This is a genomic window from Sagittula sp. S175, assembly GCF_049800975.1.
Lineage (GTDB): Bacteria > Pseudomonadota > Alphaproteobacteria > Rhodobacterales > Rhodobacteraceae > Sagittula.
Genome location: NZ_JBNAGB010000007.1, coordinates 1 through 21,578, shown reverse-complemented (window position 1 = coordinate 21,578; position 21,578 = coordinate 1). Strand labels below are relative to the sequence as shown.

The following is a 21,578-nucleotide window of genomic DNA, read 5'->3' as shown; positions in this document are numbered from 1 at the left end:
ATGGCGCGCGACATGTCGAAGGTCGGCGGCATCCTCAGCTACTTCACCCGCCATCCGACGGTGTCGAACCTGATCCTCGTGATGCTTCTGGCGGCGGGACTGCTGGCCGTCCCGAACATGCGCGCGCAGTTCTTTCCCGATACCATCGTGGACGATTTGACCGTTTCGGTCGCGTGGGAGGGCGCCGGGGCCGAGGACGTGGACGCCGCCATCGTGCAGGTGCTGGAACCGGCGCTGCTGACGGTCGAGGGCGTGGCCTCGTCCGAGTCCACCTCGCGCGAGGGGAGGGCGAGCATCGATCTGGAATTCGAACCGGGCTGGGACATGGGCCGCGCCGCCGACGAGGTGCAGCAGGCGCTGGACGGCGCGACGGGCCTGCCGGACGACGCGGAGGACCCCGAGGTCCGGCGCGGCGGCTGGCGTGACCGGGTGACCGACGTGGTCATCACCGGGCCGGTGGGCGTGGACCAACTGGCGCGCTTTGCCGATGAATTCACCGTGCGGCTGTTCGCGGAGGGCGTGACACGTACGACGATTCAAGGCATCGCCGCGCCGCAGATCGTGGTCGAGGTCCCGGTGGCCAGCCTCATCGAACACGATGTGACCATGGCCGAGATCGCCAGCGCCATTGCCGCCGAGGTCGACGCCGACCCGGCAGGCGACGTCGAGGGCGCAGGCGCGCGGGTGCGCACGGGGATCGAGAAACGCTCTGCCTCTGACATCGCGGGCATCGCCTTGCGGTCGCAGCCAGACGGGACAAAGCTGACCATCGGCGACGTCGCCCGCGTCCGGCAGGACGGCGTGGACCGCGAACAGGGCTATTTCGTCGGCCCGAACGCGGCCATTGCCGTGCGGGTGGACCGCAGCGACCAGGGCGATGCCATCGGCATCCAGTCCCAAGTCGAAGAGGTCGCGCGCACCTATCAGGCGACCCTGCCGCAGGGCGTGACCATCGACCTGATCCGCACCCGGTCCGAGGCCATCACGGGCCGCCTGAACATCCTGACGGAGAACGCGCTGACCGGCCTCGCGCTGGTGGTGGCACTGCTGTTCCTGTTCCTGAATACGCGCACGGCCTTCTGGGTGGCGGCGGGCATCCCGACCTCGCTCTTGGCGGCGATTGCGCTGATGTACGTGGGCGGGCTGACGATCAACATGATCTCGCTTTTCGCGCTCATCATCACGCTGGGCATCGTGGTGGATGACGCCATCGTGGTGGGCGAACATGCGGATTCGCTGGCGCGCCGGGGGCTTGGGCCATACGAGGCGGCTGAAACCTCCGCGCGGCGCATGTCCTTGCCGGTATTCTCGGCCACCTTGACCACCGTGATCGCGTTTTTCGGCCTGACGGCCATTGGCGGGCGCTTCGGGGACATGATCGCGGACATTCCCTTCACCGTCATCACGGTTCTGCTGGCCTCGCTGGTGGAGTGCTTCTTTATCCTTCCCAGCCACATGGCCCACGCCCTGAAGCCGCGCCCCGTTCTGGGGTTCCGCGCATGGCGGGCCGGGTTCGGTCTGGTGGGAGAGACACTGGTGGCCATGCTGGCCGCCGCGCTAATCCTGCTGACCGTGCTGTCCCTGCCGGGGGTGCTGGACGGGACATGGGCGACCTTCGCGGGCGAGTCCCCCGCATGGATCACCGGACTGCACGCGCAGGCCGTGGCGGCGCGCGGCTGGCTGATCGGCACCACATGGCTGGGCGCATTGGTGCTGGCGGCGGTCATGGCCGGGCTGCTGGTGCTGCGCCTTGCCCGCATGGCACCGGAGCGGCGCGCCGAGGAACTGCGCGCCCTGTCCGACATGGGGATCGACAGTGCCTCACGCACCGTGAACCGGGGCTTTCGCTACCTGCGCGAGACCCTGTTCCGCCCGCTCATGCGCGCCGTCATCACCGCGCGGTACGTCGTGCTGGCCGGGGCCGTGGTGGCGCTGGCGGGCGTGGCGGTGCTGTTCATCGACGGCAAGGTGCAGTGGCGCTTCTTCAACTCGCCGGAACAAGGCTCGATCACCGCCAACTTCGCCATGGCCCCCGGCGCGGGGCGCGAGGACACGCTGGCGCAGATGCGGCTGTTGCAGGAGTCGACCGAGGAACTGGGCCGCGAATACGAAGAGCGCTACGGGGCGAACCCGCTGGACTACGTCATGGCTCAGATCGGCGGCAACTCGGGCCGCAGCCTTGCGGGGGCGGACACAAAGGATGCCGACCAGCTGGGGGCGATTTCGATCGAACTGATCCCGGCAGACGATCGGCCCTATTCGTCCTTCGCCTTTGTGGGCGAATTGCAGGAACGCGTGAATAAGCACCCGCTGGTGGAGGAAATCTCCTTCCGCAGTTGGCGCGGCGGGCCGGGGGGCGATGCTCTGGACGTGCAGTTTTACGGCGCCGATGCCGAGACGCTGAAGGGCGCTGCCGAGGACCTGAAAGCCGCCGTGGCGCAATTCCCCGAGGTCTCGGCGGTGGAGGACAACCTCGCCTACGACAAGGCCGAGCTGATCCTCGAACTGACGCCGCAGGGGCAGGCGCTGGGCTTTGACATCGACGGGCTGGGGCGCGTGCTGCGCAACCGCCTGGGCGGGATCGAAGCGGCGAGTTTTCCGGTCGGGCCGCGGTCGGCCGAGATCCGCGTGGAACTGCCCGAGGGCGAGCTGACGGCGGATTTCATAGAACGCATGATGCTGCGGACGCCCACGGGCGAATACGTCCCCTTGGCGGATATCGTGCGGGTCGAACAGCGGACGGGGTTCAGTACGGTGCGACGAGAGAACGGCATCCGGCTGATCTCGGTCACCGGCGACATCTCCGAGGACGACCCCGCCCGCGCGACCGAGATTTCCAACGCGCTGGAGCAAGTGATCCTGCCGCGCATCGCCGACACCCGGCAGGTGGACTGGCGCATGGCGGGCCTCAGCGAGCAGGAGGACCGGTTCCTTGCCGATGCGCAGCTGGGTCTGATGATGGTGCTTCTGGGCATCTACCTCGTGCTGGCCTGGGTCTTTGCCAGCTGGACGCGGCCCCTGGTGGTGATGGCGATCATCCCCTTTGGGCTGGTGGGCGCGATCTATGGCCACTGGCTGTGGGACATTCCGGCGAGCATGTTCACCGTGGTGGGTCTGCTGGGGATGACCGGGATCATCATCAACGATTCCATCGTGCTGGTGACGCAGATCGACGAATACGGCAAGGATCGAGGGCTGATCCCCGCGATCATCGACGGAGCGGCGGACCGCCTGCGCGCGGTCTTCCTGACCACGGCGACGACGGTGCTCGGGCTGGCGCCGCTGCTGTATGAACGGTCGGCCGATGCGCAGTTCCTGAAGCCGACGGTGGTGACGCTGGTCTATGGACTGGGGTTCGGCATGGTGCTGGTGCTGCTGGTCGTGCCCTCGCTGGTGGCAGTGCAGCATGACGTGACGCAGGCCTGGGCCGCGCTGAAGAAGGGCTGGCGGTTCCGCGCCGCCCCTGTGCGCGGGCTGCTGCTGGCGGGCACGGCGGCGGTGCTGGGCTGGCTGGCGGTGACGCTGGGCTGGGTCGCCGTCACGGGCGCGCTGCCCGCCGCACTGGGCGGCGGAGCGGCAGGCGCGGCGCTTGGGCTGTTCCTTGGCGGTGCGCTGGTCGTGGTGCTGGTGCTCTACGCGGTGGCGGCGGGGGCCGTGGCGCTCAGGCGCCGGGCGTGACCCGTCGCGGCGGCGTCAATCGCAGCCCTTGATCTCCACCGGCATCCGGCCACCCAGGACCGTGATGGTCATCGACGACCGATCCAGAGCAAAGGCCGCGCGGCTGTTGTGCGCCACGCGCGTCTGAGCAACCAGCCGACCGTTCTGTACCGAGGTCTGCGGATCGGCCACCCACAGGTCGGGATCGCGGAACTCGATCACCGTTTCCTCGCGCCCGGTGGCGCCGGGCAGGTCCAGCGCAACCGTCAGACCCAGCCCGCGCGGGGCCGGACCGACCGTACAATTCACCCCGGTGATCCCGGCGTCCTCGGCATCATAGGGCATATCCGCCATGGCGGCGGCAATGCGCGGGTCGGGCTTGCGATTGCCGGCTGGCAATTCCGCCGAGATCGCCAGCCGTTGCGGCAGGCACACGTCATTGCAGACGCCGATGTCGATCACACCGTCCAGATGCGCGTCCTGCTTGCCGTTCTGCAACCGCAGCCGCAGCGGCAGGGTGACCTCGTGCTTGTAGCCGACCGAGCGCATCCCCGATTGCCAGAACACGTCGGGGCTGGGCCAACTGACCGCCACGCCCTGCAGGTTGGTCGAGGCACGCCAGTCGAAGCTGGGCGGAATGCCCGCATCGCCCGGACTGCGCCAGTAGGTCTTCCAGCCGTCGGCAAGCTCCAGATGCAGGGCCGCCATGTGGTCGCCATTGGGCAAGCGCCATCCGGGCAGCAGGGTGGCACGGACCATGCCGTCGAAATCCTCGGCGGCGGCAACGGTGGGGAGACTCAGCAGAAGGGCGGCAAGCAGCTTTTTCATATCCAAGGAAATGGGCCGGAACGCGCTGAAATGGAAGTCACCTTGCAGTGAGAAGGCCAACATGGGGTTGTCCCCCGGCACCCTACGGTCACGTTCTTGCACATGCGCCGGGGCTGGCGCATTGTTGGACCAATGAGCAGGACACAAAGAATGACGCAAAGACCGGACGACGGAACGACCAACCTGACGGGGCATCTGCTGATCGCGATGCCGGGCATGGGCGATCCGCGTTTCGAATGGAGCGTGGTCTTCCTCTGCGATCACTCCGACGAGGGGGCGATGGGGCTCATCATCAACAAACCCTCCCAGGACATCGATATGGGCGCGCTGCTGGGACAGCTGAACATCGACAACACGGCGGGCCTGTCCCGCCAGCGCGTGCGCTTTGGCGGCCCGGTCGAGATGGGGCGCGGCTTCGTGCTTCACTCGCCGGATTACGCCTCGGTGGTCACAACGCTGGAAGTCACTCCCGATTTGCGCATGACCGCCACTCTCGACATCCTCGAAGACCTCGGGCGCGGCGAAGGTCCCGACCGCTGGCTGATGATGCTGGGCTACGCGGGGTGGGGCGCCGGTCAGCTGGAAAACGAAATCGCCGAGAATGCCTGGCTGGTCTGCGAAGCCACGCCGCGGCTGATCTTCGATCTTGCAGACGCCGACAAATGGGAAGCGGCGCTGGAAAGCATGGGGGTCAGCCCGATGATGCTGTCCAGCGAGGGCGGCAGGGCCTGACCTTCCGATCCGAAGGGCCCCGGCGCTTGCCCCCTCCGCACGCAGCAAAAGGACCACCGCCCCCTTTCCCTTCATCTTGATCCAAATACCCTCGGGGGTGTGGGGGCAGAGCCCCCACCTGTCATGCACAGCATGCCACGACACATAAGCCGAGAGGGCAACGCCCCCTCAGCCCGGTGTATGGCCCGGTTCAGCCAAACAGATACTCCGGGGCGACTTCAGCCTGTCCGCCGCTGCCATGGGCGGCCGCGAGGGCGATGTCGTCCGCCGCCTGCTGGCCCTGATCGGCCCCAAAGGCCTGCAGAACCTCGGCCATGTTGCCCATATGCGCCATCAGCCGGTCCGAGGCGTCCTGCGCGGCGACCACATGGGTTGCGTCCACATCCGTCAGCCCGTTCTCGAGGCCCTGCGCTGCCGCGTAAATCGCATCGAGGTCGAATTCGAAGCTGTCCGCGCCCTGCACGATGCGCAGGGTTTCCACCGCCGTCCCGACCTCGTCCATGCCGTGCACGGTGATGCTGGTCTCTGCGTCCAGCACGATCTCCAGCCTGTCGCCTTCCGCGTAAAAGACAAAGTCATCGGCGTCGAGCGGCAGGATCTCGCGGGTGCGCAACTCGATCATGTCCTCGCCGTCGGGTGCCTGGGTAAGGTCGTCCAGACCCGGCAGGGTGACGCCGAATTGCTCAAGGAAGGACTGCACCCCGTCGCTGGCACGCTCGGCGATAGTGTAGCTGTGTCCCTGCCAGACACTGTAGATATCGTCGCCCGCCTCTCCGGACAGCAGGCCGTCGCCGTTCAGCAGGTCGTTTCCCGCGCCGCCCATGACGAGGGTCGGCTTGACCTCCGCGCCCTCGATCACCTCTGACAAGGCAATGTCCGGCAGCCAGTCCGGCATGGAGGCCATCATCTCGGCCAGCGGTCCGGTCAACACGCCGAGCGCCTCCAGCAGTCCGGCCAGCGCCGCCCGCGCCTCCTGCACCGGTGCGATGTCGGTCAGCACGTCATGGATCATCAGGTCGAGCATGGCGCCCGCGTCCATGATAACGTCGGCCCCGTCCCCTCCGGCGTAGTAGTTGCCAAGACCAAGGCTCAGGATCGGCTGGTCGGGATTGCTGACAGCCTCACGTTTGCGGACCGCCATGGCGAGGCCCATGAGGTCCTCGGCATCGCCCGCCGTCACGATCAGGTCGTCACCCGCGCCGCCCATCACCAGCGAATTGCCCGTGGTCAGGCCCAGCGCCACGTCATTGCCTGCTCCGCCGTGCAGGATCGTGCCCGGACCCGCTGCGACCATCAGGTCCGCGCCTTCGCCGCCCAGCTGTGCCGTGACGGTCAGGTCCTGCGGGCCCGTCACCTTGTACGAGGCCTCGCCGTCCGGGGCCGACCGCGACAGCGACCACGACACGTCCCCGCCAAGGCTGAGGCCCAGCATCACATCGGTGCCCGCGCCGCCGTACTGGAACGAGACGGCGGTCTTGACGTTCTCCGCCAGCACCTTGGCGACCGAGACCATGATGTCGTTGCCATCAGCGCCGAACTGCGCAATGCCCTGTCCGCCGCCGACCAAGATGTCGTTCCCGGCGTCGCCGTACTGCATGACGCCCAGCCCGCCTCCGATCATGACGTCATTGCCCTGACCCATCATCTGAACCACCGCCGCTCCCGCACCAAAGGCATAGTCGGTGCCCGCGCCGCCGAACTGCACATTGCCGACACCGCCTCCGATCATGACGTTGGTGCCGCCGCCTTCGGCATCGAACCAGTCGTCGAAGGTTTCCAGAACCGTCTCGAAGGCACTGATGTCGAGGTCGGAGGGCAGGGCGCTCCAGAGGTGGTCTCCGAACTGGATGTTGTTCATGCCGCCCGCCACCAGAAGGTCGTCACCGTCGCCGCCGATCTGTATGTTCAGGCCACCCACGGCAAAGAGCGTGTCATCGCCCGAGCCGCCGTGTTGCAGGTTCACGCCGCCGATGCCGACCAGCACGTCCTGCCCGTCGCCGCCGAACTGGCCGACGTTCTGGCCCGCGCCGAACAGCAGGTCGTCGCCCGCGTTGCCGAATTGCAGGCTGTTGGCCCCGGTGGCGCCCATCACGTCGTCATCCTCGCCCCCGGACTGGATGGAGCCCGCGCCGGCCGCGAACATCCGGTCCGCGCCCGCGCCGCCGAACATGGTGTTGATGCCGCCCAGGGCCACCATGTCGTCGTCGCCCGCGTCGCCAAAGACCACGTTCGTACCGCCTGCCGCCTCGATCACGTCGTCGCCGTCATTGCCGTGCAGCACGTTTACGCCGCCGATGGCGCGCACCGTGTCGTTGCCCGCGCCGCCGTCGCCAAAGCTGGCCCCGCCCACGGCGAGGATCACGTCGTCGCCTTCGTCGCCGTTCAGCTCGTTGTGCAGGCCGTAGCCTTCGAGCACGTCATGGCCCGCGCCACCAAAGGCGATGTTGGACGCGCCGCGCGCCTCGATGGTGTCCTGACCGTCGCCACCCCAAAGCACGTTCACCCCGCCGAGCGAGAGGATCACGTCGTCGCCCGAGTCTCCGTGCAGGACGTTGACGCCGCCGGTCGCCTCCAACAGGTCGTGGCCGTCGTCGCCGTGCAGCACGTTGACGCCACCCTCGGCGCGCAGCGTGTCGTCGCCCGCGCCGCCGTGGCCCCAGCTGGCCCCGCCTTCGGCGATGATTTCGTCGTTGCCTTCGTCGCCGTGCAGGTCGTTGTGCAACCCGCTGCCCTTGAGCAGGTCATTGCCCGCGCCGCCACGCACCATGTTGGACGCGCCGCTGGCCTCGACCGTGTCGTTGCCCGCCTCGCCGTAGACATCCGAGCGCGCGCCGATGGCGTACAAGCGGTCGTCGCCGTCCTCGCCGTGCATGTTGTTGTAGGCACCCTTGCCATAGAGCGCGTCGTTGCCGGTGCCGCCATACATGTCGTTCACCGCGCCCTGACCGTCGAGCGTATCGTTGCCGGACTCTCCGTCCATCCTGTTATACGCGCCGTAGCCGTAGAGCTTGTCCTGATCCGCGCCGCCGCGCATGTCGTTCCACGCGCCGTGGCCGTACAGGCGGTCATCGCCGCTGCCGCCCTTCAGGACGTTCTTCAGGCCGTAACCCTTGACCACGTCGTTGCCCGACTCGCCGTCCATGTCGTTGTAGCCGCCATAACCATACAAATTGTCGGTTCCCGTGCCGCCGCGCATCTTGTTCGACGCACCGTGGCCATACAGGTAGTCCGTGCCGCTGCCGCCGTAGAGGTCGTTCTGCGCGCCGTAACCCTTTACCGTGTCGTTGCCCGACCCGCCGTCGAGCCGGTTGTAGGCACCGTAGCCGTACAGCTTGTCCGACCCGCTGTCGCCGTAAACGTAGTTGGTCGCCCCGTAGGCTTTGACCGTGTCGTTGCCGGTGCCGCCATAGAGGTAGTTCTTTGGCGCCCAGCCCTCGATATAGTCGTTGCCCGAGCCGCCCCAGAGCTTGTTCTGTATGGCGGAGTACCCGTAAAGCTTGTCATTGCCGTCGCCGGCGTTCTTGTCGCCGTAAAGGCCGTAGAGCTTGAAGGTCTGGTGAATGCTGGTGGAACCCATGGGTCTGTCTCCTGATGAATTTGGGTGAAATCAGTGGGGGAAGGGGTCAGGCGGCGATGGCGCTGGCCTTGACCGGGCGGCCAAGGGCGTCGCGGCCCGGGTGCTGCACGATGCGCAGTCGGCGGCCGGAGGCATCGCGGCGCACCGAGGACATGGCGCGATCCGGGAAGACCGTGCGCTTCAGGTCTCGGGCCACGGCAAAGGCATCGCCAAAGGGCGCGACGAAATCGATGATGACGGGGTTCGGCCCGCCGGACCATTCGTCCGCGCCGGGCAGGTGGTCGCGCAGCAGCACGCGGGCCTCGGTCTCGGCGTCCAGCCAGGCCCAGGTGGCCAGCGCCACCGGACGCCCACCGCGATGCCACAGGCGCAGCTGCCCCTCCATCAGCGGCGGCAGGATCAGCGCGGCGATCTGGCCGATGGAGCGGTCGCGGTGCAGCGGGCTTTCGGACAGCAGCGCCACGGCCTCGCCCAAAGCGGCAAAGGTGGCGGTCCGGGCCTCGGCGATGGAGGGGAGGGCGGTGTGAAAGGTCATGGCGGGCTCCTGGCTGCAAGCGTTTGTGTTGCAGTCAGGATGCCGGTTCAGGCCTTTTGGCTGTATGGGGGGGAATCCCCATATGGCGGGCCGGGTTCAAGGATGGCGTTCAAGGGACGGTGGCTTGTGGTCGGCAGCGAACCCGGAAATGGAAAAGGGCGGGGCCACGCCATGGTGACCCCGCCCTATGGCTTTTATGTTCTCGGTCCCCGTTCTCAGTAGGTCAGGAACAGGTCGCTGCCATCGTCAAAGATCAGATGACGCGACACCCGGTCACCCGCCGCGTCATAATTGTCGGTGTAGCTGCTCCATGTGTAGGCATCGTCCGGATCGGTAAAGGACACCTCGCTCAGCGCACCGTCCACGTAGGTTTGCGTCCGGATGCGACCATCGTCAAAGACGGTCTCGAACTGGGTCGGCAGGCCGCCTGCATCGTAGCTGCGCGTCTGCGTCTGCCAGTCGAAGGCGTCATCGTGATCCGTGGCCACGTAGCTGGCGATCTGCCCGCCCACATAGGTGGTCGTTGCGGTGCTGCCGTTGTCAAAGACCTCCTGCCGCGAGATCACCGTCCCCGAGGCGTCGAAGCTGTCGGTGATGCTGGTCCAGGGCGCGGCGTTTTCGGGGTCCAGCTGGACGATGGACGACCGGACGCCGGCGGTGAAGCTGGTGGTGAAGGTCCGCCCGTCATCATAGAGCGTCGCCGACTGCACCAGAGCGCCGCTGGCATCATAGCTGAGGTCCGTGCTGGTCCAGTCGTAGGCGTCGCCCGCGTCCTCCAGCCGGAAGGCCGTGCGCGTTCCGCCGGAGTAGCTGGTCAGCGCGGTGCGTCCGTCATCGTAGACGGTCTGCCGGGTCAGCAGCGTGCCGCTCGCATCGTAGCTGTCGCTCATGCTGGTCCACGGATGGGCGTTGTCGGGATCGAGGGTTTCCACCGTCGAGACGACGCCATCGACAAAGCTCTTGGTCCAGATGCGACCGTCGTCGTAGCTGGTCTGGAACTGCACCGGCGCGCCGCTCGTGTCGTAATTGCGGGACATCTGCTGCCAGGGCATGACGTCGTCGGGATCGGTGACGGCATAGGCGCTTTGGATACCGTTCAGGTATGTCGTCTCGGCAATGCGCCCGTCGTCGAAGACCTGCGTCCGCTGCTGGACCGTGCCCGTGGCATCGTAGGTTTCGGTGATGCTGGTCCAGTCCTCCGCATCCAGCGGGTCGGTCGAGACCGAGCTGGCGAGAACCCCGGCGGCGAAGGTCTGCGTCAGCGTCACACCGCTGTCCTGCACGGTGACAAAGCTGCTGCGCGCCCCGGTGGCGTCGAGCACCAGCGTCCAGCTGTCCCAATCATAAGCATCCAGCGTGTCCCGCGTCGTGGTGCTGGTCAGGACGCCGGCGGTGAAGGTCAGCTCTGACGTTATGCCATCGTCAAAGACCAGCCTGCGCGAGGCCAGCGCACCCGTGGCGTCGAAGGTTTCGGTGATGGTGTCCCAGCTGTAGAGATCGGTCAGATCCTCGGCGTGGGTGCTGGTGGGTAGGCTGTCCGCGAAGGTCTGCGTGCGCAGGCGACCGGTGTCGAACAGGGTCTCGATCTCGACCAGCGCACCGTCCGGCGTGTAGACGAAGCTGCGCGCCTGCCAGACGAACTGGCTGGCTGCGCCTTCGCCGTCGAGCTGCTGCACCACGCGGTTCACGGTCACCGTGACGGTGGCGCTGTCGCGCAAGCCCTGCGGATCGGCCACGTCGTAGGTGAAACTGTCCGTGCCGACAAAGCCCGCATCGGGCGTGTAGACCAGTTGGTCGCCCTCTTGGGTGACCGTGCCGTTGCTGCCCTGGCCAAAGCCGTCGAGCACCAGCGCGGTTCCGTTCGGATCCGTGTCGTTGGCCAGCACGTCGATGGTCAGCGCCGTGTCCTGCCGCAGGCTCGCGGTATCATCCACAGCGGTGGGCGCGCCGTTCAGCACGCCGTTCACCGTCAGCGGATGGCTGTCGCTGGCATAGCCGTCCGAGGCGGTCACCGTCAGGCTGTAGTCCAGCGTGCCCGCCGCGCTGAGCGGCAGGGCCGCGAGGATGTCGCCCGCATAGGCGATCTCTCCGGTCGCGGGGTCGATGGTGAACAGTGCCGCGTCCGGGCCGGACAGGCTGTAGGTGATCGCGTGGCCATCGGGATCGACGGCCAGCGCGGTAAAGACCACGCCGCCGAGGCCCTCGACCAGCGTCGCGGTGGGCGGCTCCGAGTGGTCCGGCATTTGCGGCGCGCGGTTTACCAGATCGGCGATGGCGTGGTCGGTCGCGGTGCCATCGGTGCCGACCCGCAGCGTCTGGATGTTCTCCAGCCGGTCGGTGCCTTCGGTGGCGGTGCGTACCTCGAACACGCCGCCGCCAAGGTCAAAGACAAAGATCTCCGAGGCATCGTCGGCATAAGTGGCGACGTTATCGTCCGCGCCGGTCGATCCGTAGATCGAGTCGTTGCCTGCGCCGCCGGTCGCCGTGTCGTTGCCCAGCCCCAGCAGGATGCGGTCATTGCCCGCGCCACCGATGGCCAGGTCGTCGCCGTCGCCTGCGGTCAGCGTGTCGTTGCCCGCGCCGCCGGACAGGGTGTCGTTCAGGGCTGCGCCCACGAGATCGTCGTGACTGCTGCCGCCCGTCAGGTCAAAGCGTTCCACATCGGTGTAATACATGTAGCGGTAGTCGCTGGCATGGATGACGCGGTAATAGGGGGTGCCGCCCGAGGTAGACCCGCGCGAGATCCCGTTGCTCGCCGCGCTCCAGTCCATAATCAGTGTATCGGTGCCTTCGCCCGCGTAGAAATAGGCGTTGCCGACGTAGTTCAGGTCGGTGGCAAAGCTGTCGTCGCCCGCGTCCGAGAGGAAGTAGTTGTACTTGCCCGTCGTGTTGGTGTGCGAATAGACGCCGCGCGCATCGAAGGTGTCGTTGCCCGCCCCGGTGTACAGCCACAGCTGTTCCGCGCCTTCCAGCCGGGTCTCGTCCGCGGTTCCGGCAAAGAACACGCCCTCGGTGCCTTGAAGTTCGGCGAGGACGATGGTGATGTCCTCTGCCGGGTCGGTCTCGGTCGCCGGGTCGAAGCGCAGGTCAAGCGAAGCCCAGTCCTGCCCGGTGCCCAGCAGCACGGTGTCGCCCTTGTCCGCGCCTTCGACGCGGTCGTGGCCCGCACCCGTGTCGAACCGGTCGCGTCCGCCCAGCGCCACCAGGGTGTCGCCCCCTGCGCCCGACCGGATGTCCAGTTCCTCGACGTCCGAGAAATACTGGTAGATGTAGTCGTAGCCGCTGATGTGCGTCCGGTAGCTGGTCGCGCTCATGTTGGTGACCGCTGAATAGGCCCCGGACCAGTCGATCGTCAGCCGGTCATAGCCCGCCCCGGCGGCAAAGGTCGCGTTGCCGATGGCGTTCAGGTCGGTCAGGTAGGCGTCATCACCGTCCCCGGCCGAGAAGTAGTTGGCATAGCCCAACGTCGTCTGGTGCGAATAGACGCCGCGCACGTCCAGCGTATCGTCGCCCGACCCGGTATACAGATGGATCTGCTCGATCCCGGACAGCTCGGTTTCGAATTCGGTGCCCGAGAAATAGGTCGAAGTGGTGGACTGCAAGGCCAAGAGGTCGACGAGGATATCCTCGACCACCTCGGTTTCCCCTGCGCCAAAGGTCAGGTCCAGCTGCACCCAGTCGCGCCCGTCGCCGCCGTGGATCGTGTCGCCCTTGTCGACGGAGTGGATCTTGTCATGGCCGCCGTTGGTGACAAAGCGGTCGCGCCCGCCGATGCCCCAGACGTCATCGCCCGAGTCCGAGGTGGTGAGGTCCAGCTCCTCGATATCCGAGAAATAGGTGTAGATGTAATCGTAGCCGCTGATATGCGTGCGGTAGCCGGTGCTGGACCCGCTGGTGTGCAGGGTCGTGGCGCTGCCCGAGCCGCTCCAGTCCAGCGTCAGACGGTCATAGCCGTCACCCGCCACGAACCACGAGGTCCCGCGCGACAGGTGGTCCGACAGGTAACGGTCGTCGCCCTCGCCCGCGTCGAAATAGTGGGAATAGCCAAAGTACCCGACGTAGGAAAACACGCCCCGTGTGTCGTAGGTGTCATTGCCCGCGCCGGTGTACAGATGCGCCTGCTCGATGCCCTGCAACTGGGTCTCAAACTCGGTCCCGGCGTAGAAGGTCGCTGTTTCCGACTGCAATGCAGAGAGATTGACCACGATATCCTCGACCGGGTCGACCTCGCCCGCCGCCGCGTCGAAGCGCAGGTCCAGCTGCACCCAGTCGTGGCCGTCGCCCGCGAGGATCGTGTCGCCCTTGTCGACGCCGTGGATGCGGTCATTGCCGCCGTTGGTGACGAACCGATCGCGCCCGCCCACGGCCCAGACATCGTCGCCCGCGTCCGAGGTGGTGAGGTCCAGCTCCTCGATGTCCGAGAAGTACTGGTAGATGTAGCCGTAGCCGCTGATATGCGTGCGATACCAAGTGTTTGTCGCGTTGCTGTAGAACTCTGTGCTGCTTCCCGTGGCGCTCCAGTCCAGTGTCAGCTTGTCATAGCCGTCGCCCGCCACGAACCACGAGGTCCCGCGCGACAGGTGGTCGCCAAGGTATGCGTCGTCGCCATCGCCCGCGTCGAAGTAGTGGGAGTAGCCAAAGTACCCGACGTAGGAAAACACGCCCTGCGCGTCGTACACGTCATTGCCCGACCCGGTGTACAGATGCGCCTGCTCGATCCCCTGCAACTGCGTCTCGAACTCGGTCCCGGCAAAGAAGGTCGCGGTGCCCGATTGCAGCGCCGAGAGGTCGACCACGATGTCCTCGACGATCTCGACCTCGCCCGCCGCCGCGTCGAAGGTCAGGTCCAGACTGACCCAGTCGTGGCCGTCGCCCGCAAGGATCGTATCGCCCTTGTCGGCGCCATGGATGCGGTCGTTGCCGCCTTGGGTTTCGAACCGGTCACGCCCGCCCACGGCCCAGACGTCATCGCCGCCGTTGCCGGTCTTGATGTCCAGTTCCTCGATATCGGTGAAGCGGACGTAGATGTAACCGTAGCCGCTGATATGCGTGCGGTAATACTGCGCGCTGCCCGAGGGGGTGAACAGTTCGGTCGACTGGTCTGTCCCGCTCCAGTCGATGGTCAGCTTGTCGTAGCCGTCGCCCGCCGCAAAGAACGCGTTGCCGCGCGACAGGTGGTCGGTCAGGTACTGGTCGTCGCCGTCGGCCGCGTCGAAATACTGCGAGTAGTTGAAGCGCGACACGGTCGAATAGACGCCCCGCGTGTCGTAGACGTCATCGCCCGATCCGGTCCACAGGTGCGCCTGTTCGATGCCCTGCAACTTGGTCTCGTACTCCGTCCCGGCAAAGAAGGTCGCCGTATTGGTTTGCAGGTCGGACAGGTCGACGATAATGTCCTCGACCACCTCGGTTTCGGTGGCCGGATCAAAGCGCAGGTCGAGGCGCACCCAGTCGTGGCCCTCGCCCGCGAGGATGGTGTCGCCCTTGTCCGCATCATGGATGCGGTCGTCGCCGCCATTGGTAACAAAGCGGTCGCGCCCGCCCACGGCCCAGACGTCATCCGCGCCATTGCCGGTGGTGATGTCCAACTCCTCGATGTCCGAGAAGTACTGGTAGATGTAATCGTAACCGCTGATGTAGGTGCGGTAGTAGGCGCCGCCTCCCAGCAGCTCCGTGCTTTGGTCGGTGCCGCTCCAGTCGATGGTCAGGCGGTCATAGCCCGCCCCGGCAAGGAAGTTCGCCGCCCCGCGCGCGCGGTGGTCGGTCAGGTAGCGGTCGTCGCCGTCGCCCGCGTCAAAGCGGTTGGAGTAATTCCAATAGGTCCTGCTGGACGCCACGCCCCGCGCGTCAAAGGTATCGTTGCCCGCGCCAGTGGTCAGGTTGATCTGCTCGATGCCTTGCAGGTGGGTCTCATACGCGGTGCCTTCGAAGTAGACCGCCGTGTCGGTCTGAAGGGCCAGCACGTCGACCACGATGTCCTCGACGATCTCGACCTCGCCCGCCGCCGTATCGAAGGACAAATCGAGGCTCACCCAGTCGTGGCCGTCGCCCGCGAGGATGGTGTCGCCCTTGTCCGCACCAAAGATGCGGTCGTGACCGCCCTGCGTCACGAAACGGTCGCGCCCACCGACCGCTTCGACGCTGTCAGCGCCCGAGCCGGTCTCGATATCCAGTTCCTCGATGTCCGAGAAGCTCTGGTAGATCCAGTTGTAGCCCTCGTAATAGGTGCGGTAGTAGGAATTGGTGCTGTTGTAATCCACGGCTTGCGTGGCGGTGGACCAGTCGAGGATCAGCTTGTCGTAGCCTTCGCCCGCGACGAAGTTCGCGCTGCCCAGCGCGCGGCGGTCGGTGGCATAGGTGTCGTCGCCCGCGCCCGCGTCGAAGAGGTTCGAGCGCCCCCAGTAGCTGCTGTAGGACCACACCCCGCGCGTGTCGAAGGTGTCATTGCCCGCGCCGGTGCGCAGGGTCATCTGCTCCAGCCCCTGCACGTGGGTCTCGTGCTCGGTGCCTGCAAAGAACACCGCAGCGTCGGTCTGGGTGTCGGCCAGTACCAGCACGATATCCTCGGCCGGGTCGGTTTCGCCCGCCGTGGCGTCAAAGCGCAGGTCGACGTCGGCCCAGTCGTGGCCGTCCCCCGCGAGGATCGTGTCGCCCTTGTCGGTGCCAAAGATCTGGTCGTTGCCACCTTGGGTGACGAACCGGTCGCGCCCGCCCACGGCATAGACGAGGTCGGCCCCCGCGCCGGTGGTGATGTCGATTTCCTCGATGTCCGAGAAGCTCTGGTAGATCCAGTTGTAGCCGTTCTTGTAGGTCCGGTAGTAGGACGAGGTGGCGTTGTAATCCACCGCCCCCGTGGCATCGCCCCAGTCGAGGATCAGCGTGTCATAGCCTTCGCCCGCGATGAAATTCGCGCTGCCCAGCGCGAGGAAATCGGTAGCATAGGTGTCGTCGCCCGCGCCCGCGTCGAACCGGTTCGACGCGCTGAAATAGGTGCTGTAAGAGACGACGCCGCGCGTATCCAGCAGGTCATTGCCCGCGCCGGTGGTCAGTTGGATCTGCTCGATCCCTTCCCAGTGGCTTTCGATGGCGGTGCCTGCGTTGGTGGTCACGGTGCCCGCCTGCGTGTCGATCAGGCGCAGCGAGAAATCGAGGCCGAGGTCCGCTCCTGCGGCGGTCAGCAGGGTGCTGACGACAAGGTCATGCCCGCTGCCGCCCGAGGCATTCACCGCCCCGGCATAGGCATAGAGCCGGTCATGGCCCGCGCCGCCGTGCAGCGTGTCGTCCAGCGCCGCGCCATACAGGGAATCGCCGCCCGTGCCGCCGCGCAGGTCAAAGGACTCGATGCCGTCGAAATAGGCGTAGGTGTAGGCATAGGCCTCGTAGACACGGTAGTAGGTGGTCGTCGACGTCACGTTGTAGGTGATCGCGCTGGTCGCGGTGGACCAGTCCATGCGCATGATGTCGGCGGCGCCGTCGCCACCGTGGATGTAATGCGTCCCGCGCGAGGCCAGCGTCATGCGCAGGTCGTCGTCGCCCTCGTCGCCGCTGAGGTTCTCGGACCCGCCCGCGCCTGCGATGATCGTGTCGTTGCCAAACCCGCCGCTGATGGTGTCGCCGTAGCCGTTGCCGGTGATGACGTTGTCCAGCGCGTTGCCGGTGATCGTCACGGCCCGCGCGTTGTCGGTGACGGTCAGGTCCTCGACGCCGGGGGCCTGCGCGGCCATGTCAAAGGTATTGGTGCCCGCCGACAGAAGCTCGATCAGGTCATGGCCGTCGCTGTCCTGCACCAGGTCCAGCGCGTTGTCGACGACATAGGTGTCATCGCCGTCGCCGCCGTTCATGGTGTCCGCGCCCGCCAGGCCGTTCAGGCGGTCATTGCCGGCGGTCCCCGTCAGGATGTTCGCCAAGGCGTTGCCCGTGCCGACGCGCGCATCGCCGAACAGCGACAGGTTTTCGACCTGCTGCTGGCTGGGCGTGTCCAGCGTCCAGTCCACCCAGGCCTCGACCAGATCGGTGCCGGTGCCGAGTTCCGTCACCTGTTCCAAGGCGTTGTCGACCACATAAGTGTCGTCGCCGTCACCGCCCACCAGCGTGTCCACGCCCGCGCCGCCATCAAGGCTGTCCGCCCCGGTGCCGCCCCACAGCGTGTCGCTGCCCTCTGCGCCGAACAGCGTGTCGTTGCCTGCAAGGCCAAAGAACTCGTTGTCGTTTGCATCGCCCGTCAGGGTGTCGTCGAAACCCGTGCCTTCGATTTCCTCGATGCTGTTGTAGCTGTCGCCCTCGGCCTCGCCGCCCGCCTGCGTGGCGAGCGTCAGGTCGATGGCCACGGCGGCCGCCGAGCTGCGATAGGTCACCCGGTCGCGGCCCTGACCGCCGATGAAGGCATCGGCCCCGCCCTTGCCTTCGAGCGTGTCATCGCCCAGCGCGCCGAACAGCGTCTGGTCCAGCTGGTTGCCGGTCAGGTCGCCGTCCGTCACCGACAGATCGACCAGCAGAACCTCGATGTCCTGCGAAGCGTCCAACGCAAAGCTTTGCAGTTTTGAATAGAGCACATCGTTGCCGCCGCCTGCGACCTCGATCACCTCGTCGCCCACATGGTCCACGACATATTGGTCGTCGCCGCCAAAGCCGGTCATGCTGTCCGCCCCGGCCTGACCGTCCATGTATTCCCCGGCCTCGGACCCGATCAGCGTGTCGTTCCCGCCACCGCCGAACAGTGAGCCATCCTCCAGCCCCAGCTGGTTCGCGGTCAGCACGTTGGCCTTGTCGTTGCCGGTGCCGGAAATGGCCGCGCCGATCAGCGTCAGGTTCTCGATCTGGCTGGCTTGGGTGCCCGTGGCGATGGACCAGCTGATCGCCGCGCGGACCTCGTCCACGCCGCCGTCGCCGCCGGTGCCGATCTCGCCGTAGCGGTCCTCGTCCACCACGTCGCCCACGTTATCCACGTAGTAGATGTCGTTGCCCGTGGCCCCGACCAGGATGTCCGCGCCTTCGCCGCCGTCGAGCGTATCGTCGCCTTCGGATCCCAGCAGCACGTCGTCGCCGCCCGCGCCGAACACCTCGTCGTTGCCCACGAGGCCGATGAACATCTCGTTCGCCGCGCTGCCCGAAAGCGTGTCGTCATGGTTCGACCCCTGAAGCACCTCGATGGAGGTCAGGTCGTCGCCCTCGGCCTCGCCACCCGTGCCGGTGCCCGCCGTCAGGTCGACGTTCACTGCCGCCTCCGACAGGACATAGGTTACCATGTCCTCGCCACCGCCGCCGTCGATGGTGTCGCCGCCCGCGCCGCCGTAGAACAGGTCGTCGCCCAGACCGCCCAGCAGCACGTCAGCGCCGTCGCGCCCGAACAGCGTATCGGCTCCGTCGCCGCCGTCCAGCGTGTCCGCCGCCGCGCCGCCCGCCAGCATGTCGTCGCCGTCACCGCCCGCGATGGAGGCCGCCAGCGCCAGGGTCTCGCTCCAGATGATCTGGTCGGCCTCGGCCCCGCCATCGGCCACGACCAGCGTCGGGGCGGCAAAGAGTTCCGTGTAGCCGTCCACCGTGACAGAGATCATGCCGCCGCCAGCATCGGTGACCAGCACGATTTCGGCGCCGTCCGTGGCCGCGCCCACCAGACGGTTGCCCGCCAGCGCGCCCACGTTCAGCGTCAGGGTGCTGCCCGACAGCACCGCAAGGCCCAGCGGCGCCGCAGTTGAGGACAGTTCCGACCGGCCCGAGAAGTTGAAGTTCGACAGGGTGAATTCCGGCGTCTCCAGACGGCCCACGTCGCCGCCGAGGATCTTCGCCGCCACCTTGAACCCCGCCGTGATCGAGCCCGAGGCATCGAAGACGCTGAACGGGTTCGAGGTCACCGCCACGAGGAATTCGTCGTAGTACAGCCGCCCCTGTTCCGACTGGATGTCATCGGCGATATCGAGGTTGATCGTCCCGGTGATGTGCCCGCCGCCGTAGAGGCTGGCGAAATAGGCGTCGAGCGAGACGCCAAGATCCACGGAGGCGCGGACAGACACCTCCGGCCCGGTGCCGTCGATGATGTAGAGACCGTTCAGCGCATCCAGCAGCGTCGCGCCCGGCTGCGTCAGGCCGCGCGTGCCATAGCCAAAGGCCAGGTCGAAATCCGCCCCGATCTCGCCGCCGATATTGACGGTGACGAAGGGAAAGATCGGCAGGTTGATGATGCTGTCGTTGCTGATGCCGAACCCGACCTTGGGGAAGTAGATTTCCACCAGATCGGCATCGCCGCCCAGCAGCAGCGACAGGGCCTGCGTCGGGTCCTGCAGGATCGGCAGCGAGAAGGTCGCGCCGTTGACCATCTCTTGCAGCATCTCCTGCGGGGTGGTGCCATCCACCCCCGCGACGCCCCAGCCGCTTCCGGACAAGGTATCCACCACCTCGACGAGGTTGTCCGCCGTGCCTTGCAGGTCGAACCCGGCATCGGCCAGCTTGAACGCCAGCGCGCGCATGTCCTGCCCGGTGGACAGCTCGTGGTCGCCAAAATTCAGCCCGGCCTCGCCGAGGTTGGCGTCCGACAGGAAGGCGGCCCAATCCACCACATCCTGCGCCAGGTCGATGAAATCATAGAGCGGTTGCAGGTCGATATTCGGCGCGGCCAGCTCGACGAGGTCCAGCAGGTTGACCGTGCCGTCGTCGTTGAAATCCAGCCAGGTCTGCCAATCGGGGAAGTACTTGAGGAAGGTGATCTCGGCCGTCAGTACATCCAGCGCCTTCTTGACCGGTTCGATCAGCGGTTCGATCGCGTCGAAGATCGGCAGGATCACGTTTTCGAGGAAGGTGCCAAGGTCCAGCGTCACGTCGCGCATGACGACCGTCGGCAGCTCGCCAAAGGTGATGTTCTGGTCGGTCGGGTTCACCTCGGCCGAGATGAACTGCCAGTCCACGTCCAGCGTGGCCGAGACCGAGGGCAGGGCGCCCGTGCCGAAATCGGCGGTCAGGTCCATGACGATATCGGCGTCGCCGGTCAGCGACACGTCGAGGAAGTCCTGCCCCAGCTCGGACAGGCGCAGCTTGCCGTCGTTGTTCGGGTCGATCAGGTTGACGTCGAAGTCCAGCGTCAGGTCGGTGCCCGCATCCGCGACGGAGTAGTTCAGGATGCCCAGCGAGGCGGTCGCCCCGTAGCTGACCGAGGTCGTCCCCAGCGACAGGTCAAGGCCCGAGGTCGCGGTTTCGATGAAGAACCCGGAGGTATCGACACCCAGCGTCAGGGCCAGCGCTGCGGCAGCGGCGACCTCGGTCGTGCCGGAGACGGAGATGTCGATCCCCGGCATCGCCAGATCGCTGGCAATGGCCATCGACGCGGTTTCCTCGCCCGACGCGCCCAGCGTCAGCGTGACGGTATCGCCGTTGACGTTGGCCGAGACCACGACGCCCGACAGCCCCAGCGACGACAGCTGGTTGGTGACGGCGATCTCGAGTTGCGCGGCGGTGTAATCCGCCGCCCCGGACAGCGTATCGAGTGCCGCCAGCAGCGCCGTGCGCACATCGCCCACAACCTGCGTCGCATCATTGGCGGATCCGCCAAGACTGGTGCCGATCAGGGGCAGCGTCTCTGCCAGGGCCTGCGTGGCATAGGCGGAGTTCAGGGCGGAGAGAGCGGTGGATGCGCTGCTGCGCAGCTCGTCGATCTGAGCCTGGGTAATCGTCGTCAATGGAATGTCCTCCAACAGGCGCGAAAAAAAACACAACCACGGCGCCGTCAGTCAAAAAATTCCCTAATTTATGCTTTAAATTTGGCCTTCCAAGCAAGCGGCCTTCGAGACCACGTCGCACGGAATCACGGATTTTTTCGCGATTTTCGCGCTATCAGGTCGTGCTTGAGTGCGCTCTTTACCCTCAGGGTTGATTGGCGGGCCCCGTGCTTACCGCCAACGCTCTGCAGGTGAATGATCCAGACAGGCGAGACGCGCGGCATGACTTTGAGGCGAAACCGATCTGAACGACAAGGTCGGGACACTCCCGGCGGGACGGGTGAAGCAGCAATGGCAGAGCGCTCGCCATTGGCAGATGTCGATCTGCCCCTTCTTGGGGCTCTGTTGCACAAATCCTGTGAGGGATTCATGTCGTGAATCCAGCGTGGTAGCTGGACGACATGAGCAGACCCACACCCCCGACCTACAAGACCAGGAACTGGCCAGCCTATAATGAAGCGCTCAAGCGTCGAGGCTCGCTGACAATCTGGTTCGATCCCGAGATGATCTGGGATGCTGCGCCGACCGGCAAACGCGGCCGACA

The 21,578-nt window shown here is 66.3% G+C and carries 6 protein-coding genes and 1 pseudogene; 3 read left to right on the top strand and 4 right to left on the bottom strand.

Annotated elements, in window-relative coordinates; translation table 11 throughout:
* On the top strand, positions 1 to 3,678 hold the full coding sequence (locus ACP16H_RS10605) for an efflux RND transporter permease subunit (RefSeq protein WP_425072261.1): 3,678 nt from the start codon (positions 1 to 3) through the stop codon (positions 3,676 to 3,678).
* Positions 3,679 to 3,693: 15 nt separating this feature from the next.
* Here the strand turns inward: ACP16H_RS10605 and ACP16H_RS10600 are convergent, their stop codons facing one another.
* Positions 3,694 to 4,548: a protein-disulfide reductase DsbD domain-containing protein gene (locus tag ACP16H_RS10600; RefSeq protein ID WP_425072260.1), complete on the bottom strand. Its 855-nt coding sequence runs from the start codon at positions 4,546 to 4,548 to the stop codon at positions 3,694 to 3,696.
* Between the two features lie 87 nt (positions 4,549 to 4,635).
* Between ACP16H_RS10600 and ACP16H_RS10595 the strand changes: the two genes are divergently transcribed.
* Complete coding sequence (locus ACP16H_RS10595) at positions 4,636 to 5,217, top strand: YqgE/AlgH family protein (protein WP_425072259.1); 582 nt, start codon at positions 4,636 to 4,638, stop codon at positions 5,215 to 5,217.
* 190 nt (positions 5,218 to 5,407) lie between these two features.
* Here the strand turns inward: ACP16H_RS10595 and ACP16H_RS10590 are convergent, their stop codons facing one another.
* From ACP16H_RS10590 to ACP16H_RS10580, 3 genes are all read right to left on the bottom strand, one after another.
* Positions 5,408 to 8,794, bottom strand: a complete 3,387-nt coding sequence (locus ACP16H_RS10590) for a calcium-binding protein (RefSeq protein ID WP_425072258.1) — start codon at positions 8,792 to 8,794, stop codon at positions 5,408 to 5,410.
* 46 nt (positions 8,795 to 8,840) lie between these two features.
* Positions 8,841 to 9,329: a toxin-activating lysine-acyltransferase gene (locus ACP16H_RS10585; RefSeq protein ID WP_425072257.1), complete on the bottom strand. Its 489-nt coding sequence runs from the start codon at positions 9,327 to 9,329 to the stop codon at positions 8,841 to 8,843.
* Between the two features lie 215 nt (positions 9,330 to 9,544).
* Entirely contained in the window at positions 9,545 to 20,995 is an 11,451-nt protein-coding gene (locus ACP16H_RS10580; protein WP_425072256.1) for an Ig-like domain-containing protein, read from the bottom strand.
* A gap of 440 nt (positions 20,996 to 21,435) precedes the next feature.
* Between ACP16H_RS10580 and ACP16H_RS10575 the strand changes: the two are divergent.
* Positions 21,436 to 21,578, top strand: a pseudogene (locus ACP16H_RS10575) (IS5/IS1182 family transposase); the annotation flags it as partial.